The sequence below is a fragment of the Stenotrophomonas sp. Sm6012 genome (assembly GCF_030985895.1).
GTDB lineage: Bacteria > Pseudomonadota > Gammaproteobacteria > Xanthomonadales > Xanthomonadaceae > Stenotrophomonas > Stenotrophomonas forensis.
This window is the reverse complement of sequence record NZ_JAPTFX010000187.1, coordinates 1-7,294: the sequence shown is the minus strand read 5'-3', so window position 1 is coordinate 7,294 and position 7,294 is coordinate 1. Positions and strand designations below refer to the sequence as shown.

Annotated in this window: 4 protein-coding genes; all 4 read left to right on the top strand. The window is 65.7% G+C overall.

Annotated elements, in window-relative coordinates:
• Positions 1-65 precede the first annotated feature (65 nt).
• The 4 genes from O0J73_RS20595 to O0J73_RS20580 all read left to right on the top strand — a co-directional run bounded on the left by O0J73_RS20595 (position 66) and on the right by O0J73_RS20580 (position 7,247).
• The gene (locus O0J73_RS20595) at positions 66-737 is read left to right on the top strand and encodes an ion channel (RefSeq protein ID WP_006467915.1); all 672 of its coding nucleotides are present in this window, start codon (positions 66-68) and stop codon (positions 735-737) included.
• A 259-nt stretch (positions 738-996) separates the two neighbouring features.
• Positions 997-3,324 (top strand): winged helix-turn-helix domain-containing protein, encoded by a 2,328-nt coding sequence (locus O0J73_RS20590; RefSeq protein ID WP_308309518.1) that lies wholly within the window; start codon positions 997-999, stop codon positions 3,322-3,324.
• A gap of 115 nt (positions 3,325-3,439) precedes the next feature.
• Positions 3,440-4,339: a helix-turn-helix transcriptional regulator gene (locus O0J73_RS20585; RefSeq protein ID WP_006467828.1), complete on the top strand. Its 900-nt coding sequence runs from the start codon at positions 3,440-3,442 to the stop codon at positions 4,337-4,339.
• A 49-nt stretch (positions 4,340-4,388) separates the two neighbouring features.
• The gene (locus tag O0J73_RS20580) at positions 4,389-7,247 is read left to right on the top strand and encodes a TonB-dependent receptor (RefSeq protein ID WP_308309517.1); all 2,859 of its coding nucleotides are present in this window, start codon (positions 4,389-4,391) and stop codon (positions 7,245-7,247) included.
• The last annotated feature ends 47 nt before the right edge of the window (positions 7,248-7,294 follow it).

The window sequence follows — 7,294 nt, the reverse complement described above, 5'->3', positions numbered from 1 at the left end:
CGGCACGACCGTTCATCACGCCGTGTCCGGCTATCCTCCGCCCATCGCCCCGGGGAAAGGACGCCATGCCTGTTGCCATGACCACCCGCTGGCTGGCCATTGCCCGCCGCCATCCCTCGGCCTGGCTGCTCGGCGCACAACTGCTGGCGGTGCTGCTGTATCCCGCCCTGGATGACACCGCCGCCGGCCGCGCGGCGCTGGGCATGTTCGGGATGGCGGTGCTTGGCCTTGCCCTGTGGGTGGTGCAGCGCAGTCCGTTGGGCACCTGGCTGGCGCTGCTGCTGGCGATCCCCTCGGTAGTGTTCTCGCTGGCCGGCGCCCTGCTGGACCGCAGCGCGCTGCTGACCACGGCGCAGCTGCTGGAGAGCCTGCTGTACTTCTACACGGCCGGTGCGCTGATCGCCTACATGCTGCAGGACCATAAAGTCACCCGCGATGAGCTGTTTGCGGCCGGCGCGACTTTCACCCTGCTGGCCTGGGCGTTCGCGTTTACGTTCGCGGTGTGCCAGCAGTGGTACCCGGGCAGTTTTCAGGGCACGGGCGGGGGGCCGCAGCGCAGCTGGATGGAATTGCTTTATCTGAGCTTCAGCTTGTTGTCCGGGGTCGGATTGAGCGATGTGGTACCGCTGCATCCGCAGGCGCGGGCATTGGTCATGCTGGAACAGTTCGCGGGCGTCATGTATGTCGCCCTGGTGGTCTCGCGGCTGGTCGGACTGACGATGCTTCGGCGCATGTGAAAATGAACGCCAGATAAAAATTTCGCGCCCGCAAGGGCGCGAATGATGATGCAGATTATGTGAATGCGTCGGCGAGAGAGAGCCTGAGTGTCGACCCCGTCATAGGCGGGGTAACCGGCTTAGGCTAATATCGGTACGCGTAATTGTTTTTGCGGTATGCGCCGATGCTTTGTGCGGAATCTGGCTTTTTGTTGTCCCTGCATGGGGACGGTATCGCTGGTGAAACCTGCCCAGGCCCGTCCCTACTGTATATCGGAAAATGAACAGCAGCGAAACCCAGCCGCCCGAGGCCGACCGCATCCAGGTTGGCGAATGCGTCGTCACTTTGTCCTCGCGAGAGGTCGAAGTCGTGGGTGCGCGTCGTCCACGCCGGCTGACACCGAAGGCACTGGGCGTGCTGCGCGTGCTGCTGCGGCAGCCGGGCCGGGTGGTCACCCGCGAGGAGCTGTTTGCCGAAGTGTGGCCTGACACGCTGCCGACCAACGATGTGTTGACCCAGGCGGTCACGCAGCTGCGCAAGGCGTTTGCCAACGACGACGACAACGGCCAGGCCTATATCGAGACCATCGCCAAGAGCGGCTACCGCCTGCTGGTACCGGTCCAGGTGCTGGAAGCGGCCGAGCCTGCGATGGAGATCGGCGAGATCGCCGATCCGCCGCTGACGCTGGCAGGCGCCGCGGGCGTGGTTCCTGTCGGCATTGCGGTGCCGGCACCGGGCCTGCGCCGTACCTGGCGCCAGGTACGGCGCAAGGTGCTGCTGGCAGCAGGCCTGTTGATGCTGGCGGCGGTGATCGTGCTGGCGATGCTGCTGCTGCGCCGGGCGCCAGTGGCAAGTTCACCGGTGGATGCGGCTGTCGAGAACGGTGTCCGCGTGATCGGCAGCCCGCAGCGGCCCTACCGGTTGATTACCGCCACCAGTGGCTTCGAGACCTATCCAACACTCTCCCCCGATGGTTCCCAGGTTGCCTATGAAGGCGCCAACGAGGACGGCAAGGGCGGCGGAGCGATCAAGGTGCAGACCTCGGGCAACGCGCCCGCGCGCCAGTTGCTGGCCCCCCCTGTGGGCGCCAGCGATCGTTTTCCCAGCTGGTCGCCGGATGGCCGCGAGATCGCCTTTGCACGGTTCAGCGCCGAAGGCGGCTGCCAGGTGCTGATTGCCAGCGCTACCGGCGGCGCGCTGCGCCAGGCGACACGCTGTGACGGCACCGAACTGCTCAGTTTCGACTGGACCCCTGACGGCCGTGGGCTGGTGTTCGGCAGCATGGTCGGGCGGTATGCGCACCGCGGCATCCGCGTGCTCGACCTGGCCAGTGGTCAGTGGAATGCCGTGGATTACAGCGTCGATGCGGACGACTTCGACTATGCGCCGCGCTACTCGCCGGATGGCAAGTGGCTGGTGTTCGTGCGCAATCCGCAGATGGGCGACCTGTGGCGGATGCCGGCCAGTGGCGGCGTCCCGGAGCAATTGACCAACGAAGCGGCCGAGCAGCGGGGCTGGGCGTGGGTCGATGATGGCCGCACCATCGTGTTCGGGCGGCGTGTCGACAGCGAAGTGCGCCTGTACTACCTCGACGTTGAACGCCGCACGCTGCGTGACGCCGGCCTGGACGATGCGCAGTGGCCTGCGGTGTCGCGGCATGGCGGGGTGCTGGCGTTCGTTCATCGCCGTGCGCAGTTCGGTGTGTTCAAGGTGCCGACCGATGGCGGCAGTGCGCAGCGCCTGTTCGCTTCCAGTGGCCGCGATGGCCAGCCCATGGCGGCGCCTGACGGCCGGCAGCTGGTCTTCACCTCTGATCGCTCGGGCAGTTTCGCCCTGTGGTGGGCCGACATGCAGCGGCCGGACTCGTTGCGGCCGATCGAGGGCCTGCGGCCAGAGGGGCGGCAGGCGCCGGACTGGGCCGCCGACAGCCGCCACCTGCTGGTGGTGGGGCGCGATGAACATGGGCGCACGGTGATCTACGAGATCTCACCGCGAGATGAGCGCCTGCAGGCGTTGCCGGTGCCGGCGGAGCAGCCGCTGCAGGCCCTGTACGGTGCAACCGAGGACCAGCTGCTGGTGGTTGAACGCGATGCGGACCAGCGTACCCGGTTGAGCCTGTTTGATCGCAGTACGCAGCCCTGGCGCCGGCTGGCCAGCATCGACGGGGTATCGCAGGCCCGTTTCGATCGTGGCAGCGGGCGGGTGCTGTTCACGCGCCTGGCGGCTGGCGGGCTGTGGTCGGTCGATCCGGCGCTGTCGTCGGCCAGCGTGCGCCAGATCAGCGAGGACCGGCCGAGCCGCTGGCGCTACCGCACCTGGACGGTCGCCGGCAGTGGCGCTATCGGCTACCTGGGAACCTCTACCCGGTGTGGCACGACCCTGGTCCGCATCGAGGCCGGTGTCGAGGCCCCGGAGCGTTGCCTGGATGCGCAGCGGCTCAGCGCGGGCAACGGGATCAGTGCCAGCGCCGATGGTCGTGATCTGTACGTGGCCCTGGCCGTCAGCGATGGTGCCGACATCGGCGTCATGCAGCTGCCTCGGCCGGCGCCGACCTTGTTCCCGGCGTTCTCCAGGCTTTTGATTTTCAAGAAGAATTTCTCTTCGTAATTTTTTCGTGCCGTTCTCGCCACGAATTCGTGGCGATCTCGGCAGACTTTCCTGACGCGCTGCCGCCTGATTGGGCAAAACGGAGGCCTGTACTAGGCAAATCCGTGGTGCCCGCATGCGTCAACTCTCACTGGCCGATCGCGGCCAAACCGTCTCTCTCGACAAGTCCCTCGATGAAGGCACGCCCACCTGCCTCGGCGTCGCCCGGCTGGGCAGCCTGCAGACGGCGGGAAGCAGCTTCACGGTGTGGATGCAGGTGCGTGGCAGTTCCTGGGTCGAAGCCAAGGAAGGGCGCTTCCGGCTCCGCCAGGGTGAGTGGATCGCATTCGAGAAGGAGTCCCGGCCGTTGGTGCAGGCGGGCCGCAACGGGTTGTGCGTGGGCCTGAACCTGAACGTTGAAGCGCTGCGGGTACTGACCGAGATGGCCGACTGTGGGCTGTATGCCGGTCGCGGCCGCTTGAGCCGCAGCGACGCCCGGGTGGGCCTGCGGTTGTGGCGCGACGCGCTGGCCAGTGGCCAGCCGGCCCATGCACTGAGGCCGCTGCTGCTGCATCTGGCGAGCCTGCAACGTGGCCTGGCCGAGAACGTGCAGCGCTGCCCGGGACGCTCGCGCAGCCGCAAGCGCCAGGTGTTCGGGCGCATGCAACGCGCAAGGCTCTACCTGGAAGGCAACAGCCATCGCGTGGTGAGGATCGGTGAGTTGGCCGAGCTGACCAACTTCTCCAGCTGGTATCTCTCCAAGACCTTCCAGAGCCTCTACGAAGAGAGTCCTCAGTCGCTTTCGGCACGGTTGCGCCTGGAACGGGCCGCCGATCTGCTGCGCGACACCGACATGATGGTGGGTGAGGTCGCCGCAGCCAGCGGATTCGACAACTGCTGCAGCTTCGCCCGCGCCTTCCGCGCCCGCTACGGCCAATCCGCATCGCGCTTCCGCGAAAACGGCGGGGTTCTGCCGCCACATTCTGCAAAGTCTCTGGTTGGGTCGCGCAAATACAGCGTCGCAACGCAATCGTAACGTGCTGGGGTGTTTTAACACGCTGCTAACACGTACCTTGGAGAGATTGATGAACGTTTGTAATCCCGCAGTGCGGCTCGGCCTGCTGCCCGCCGGCATTGCGCTGGCGCTGGCGCCGGCCTTTGCTTCCGCCCAGGAAGCGAAGGCCACGACCGACCTGGACCGCATTTCGGTCACCGGCTCGCGCATCCGCCAGGCGAGCATGGAAACCGCGCAGCCCGTGATCGCGCTGCAGCGCGCCGACATCGAGAAGCAGGGCTTCACCAGCGTCGGCGATATCGTGCAGAACCTGTCGGCGACCGGTTCGCCGGCCATCAGCCGTGCTGACGCCCTGACCTCGGGCGAAGAAGTGGGCGGCCAGTACGTCGACCTGCGTGGCCTGGGCCCGGAGCGCACCCTGGTGCTGCTGGACGGCAAGCGCATGGGCGTCAGCACCGGCGGCTACACCGATCTGGCTGCCATCCCGACCTCGGTGGTCGAGCGCATTGAAGTGCTGACCGACGGCGCCTCGGCGATCTACGGCTCCGATGCCATCGCCGGCGTGATCAACATCATCACCCGCAAGAACTTCGACGGCCTGGAAGCCAGCGTCTACGGCGGCCAGTACGGCCAGGGCGACGGCGAGAAGCAGGTCTACAACTTCGTCTACGGCCAGACCGGTGAGCGCGGTTCGATCACCTTCGGTGCCGAGTACAGCAAGGAAGATCCGGTCTGGGCGAAGGATCGTTCCTTCAGCCGCTACCCGAACGGTCGCTTCCACCCGAACCCGACCGATTCGGATGCCAACGGCTGGTCGCCGGCGTCCAACCACGGCGTGCTGATCGACAGCAACGACAACTGGTACACCCGCGCCAACAATGGTACGGGCAACACCATGGCGGACTTCCGCGAGTTCGGCCCGGCTGACTACACCAATGCCAGCCAGGAAATGTGGCTGCAGAACAAGCTGACCCGTCGTTCGGTGTTCGCCAATGGCAACTACGACCTGACCGACAACATCCGCGCCACCGCGAACGTGCTGTACACCAAGCGTACGGCCACCCAGCAGATCGCTGGCTACCCGTACCAGTCCGAGGTCTATGGCACCCCGCTGTCGGCCGACAGCATCTACAACCCGCTGGGCACGGATGCGAACTTCATCCGTCGTACCTCGGAAATGCCGCGCCAGACCGAGTCCGAGCAGGAAACCTTCCGCTTCTCGGCCGGCCTGGAAGGTTCGTTCGAGTTCGGCGACAAGTTCTGGGACTGGGACGTGGGCTACGTCTACAACCAGAACAAGGGCGTCAAGACCGGAACCGGCAACCTGTTCATTCCGAACGTGCAGAATGCGGTCGGCCCGTCCTTCATGGACGGCGACGTTGCCCGTTGCGGCACCCCGGGCCACGTCATCGCCGGCTGCACCCCGTGGAACCCGCTGGCACCGTACGGCTCGACCGGCAACGGCTCGCTGGCCGATCCGGCCCTGCAGGCTTACCTGTTCCTGCCGAGCCACGATACCTACACCAACACCACCAAGGCCTACAGCGCCAACATCGGTGGCTCGCTGTTCTCGCTGCCGGCCGGTGAGCTGGCCATCGCGGCCGGTTACGAGCATCGCGAAGAAAGCGGCGAGTACAACCCGGATGCACTGCTGCAGTCGGGCCTGAGCACCGACCTGGCCGGCAAGCCGACCAAGGGCAGCTACAAGCTCGACGAGTTCTACGTCGAACTGAACGTGCCGGTGCTGGCCGACATGCCGTTCGCCAAGGAGCTGTCGCTCGACATGGCCGGCCGCTACTCGGACTACAACACCTTCGGTGACACCATCAACAGCAAGTTCGGCCTGAAGTGGAAGCCGATCGACGACCTGCTGGTGCGTGCGACCTACTCGACCGGCTTCCGCGCCCCGAGCATTTCCAACATGTACGGTGGCACGTCGCAGACCTTCGACGCCTACACCGATCCGTGCGACAGCAGCTTCGGCTCGGCCGCGCGCAACCCGTCGGTGGCCGCAGCCTGCCAGGCGGGCGGCGTTCCGGCCAACTTCCGCCAGATCACCTCCGGCGGTGCGCAGTCGACCGGCCCGGGCACCCAGTCCTACAGCGCCTTCGAGTCGGGTTCCAACCCGGAGCTGAAGCCGGAAACCTCCAAGACCTGGACCGCAGGCCTGGTGTACAGCCCGAACTTCGTGCAGGGCCTGGACGTCAGCCTCGACTGGTGGAAGATCCGCATCAACAACGTGATCGCCGCCGAGTCGGTGACCTCGATCCTCAACCAGTGCTACGTGCTGGGCGTGGCGTCGGCGTGTGAGCGTTTCGAACGCGGCACCGACGGTCGCACCGTCAACCAGGTGGTCGACGTCACCCGTACCCTGATCAACGGTGGCTACCAGGAAACCGCAGGTTACGACCTGGGCGTCAAGTACCGCCTGCCGGAGTTCTCCTTCGGCAAGTTCGTCATCGACTGGAAGACCACCTACGTCGATTACCTCGAGTACAAGCGTGACAACGAAGCCGAAACCCCGGTCGAGCAGCACACCAGCTGGGCGACCGGCGATTGGGGTGCCAACTTCCGCGTCCGTTCGAACCTCAATGTCGACTGGACCCTGGGCAACCTGGGCGTGAACTGGGGCGTGCGTTACTACTCGGGCATGAAGGAGCCGTGCTCCTACGATACCGAGTGCAACCTGCCTGACTTCAGCTCGGCCTATACCCTGGGCCAGCCGAGCCGCAAGGTCGGTTCGAACACCTTCCACGACGTGCAGGTGCGTTACAACCTGCCGTGGCAGGCCACTGTCTCGCTCGGTGCCAACAACGTGTTCAACCACGAGGGCCCGGTCATGTACAGCCAGCCGAACTCGAGCTTCTCCTACTACGGTGGCTTCGATATCGGTCGCTTCTACTACATGAAGTACACCCAGCGCTTCTGATCGATCGAAGTGCGACAGCAGTAAGGGGAGGGGGGGGGGGGCCGGGC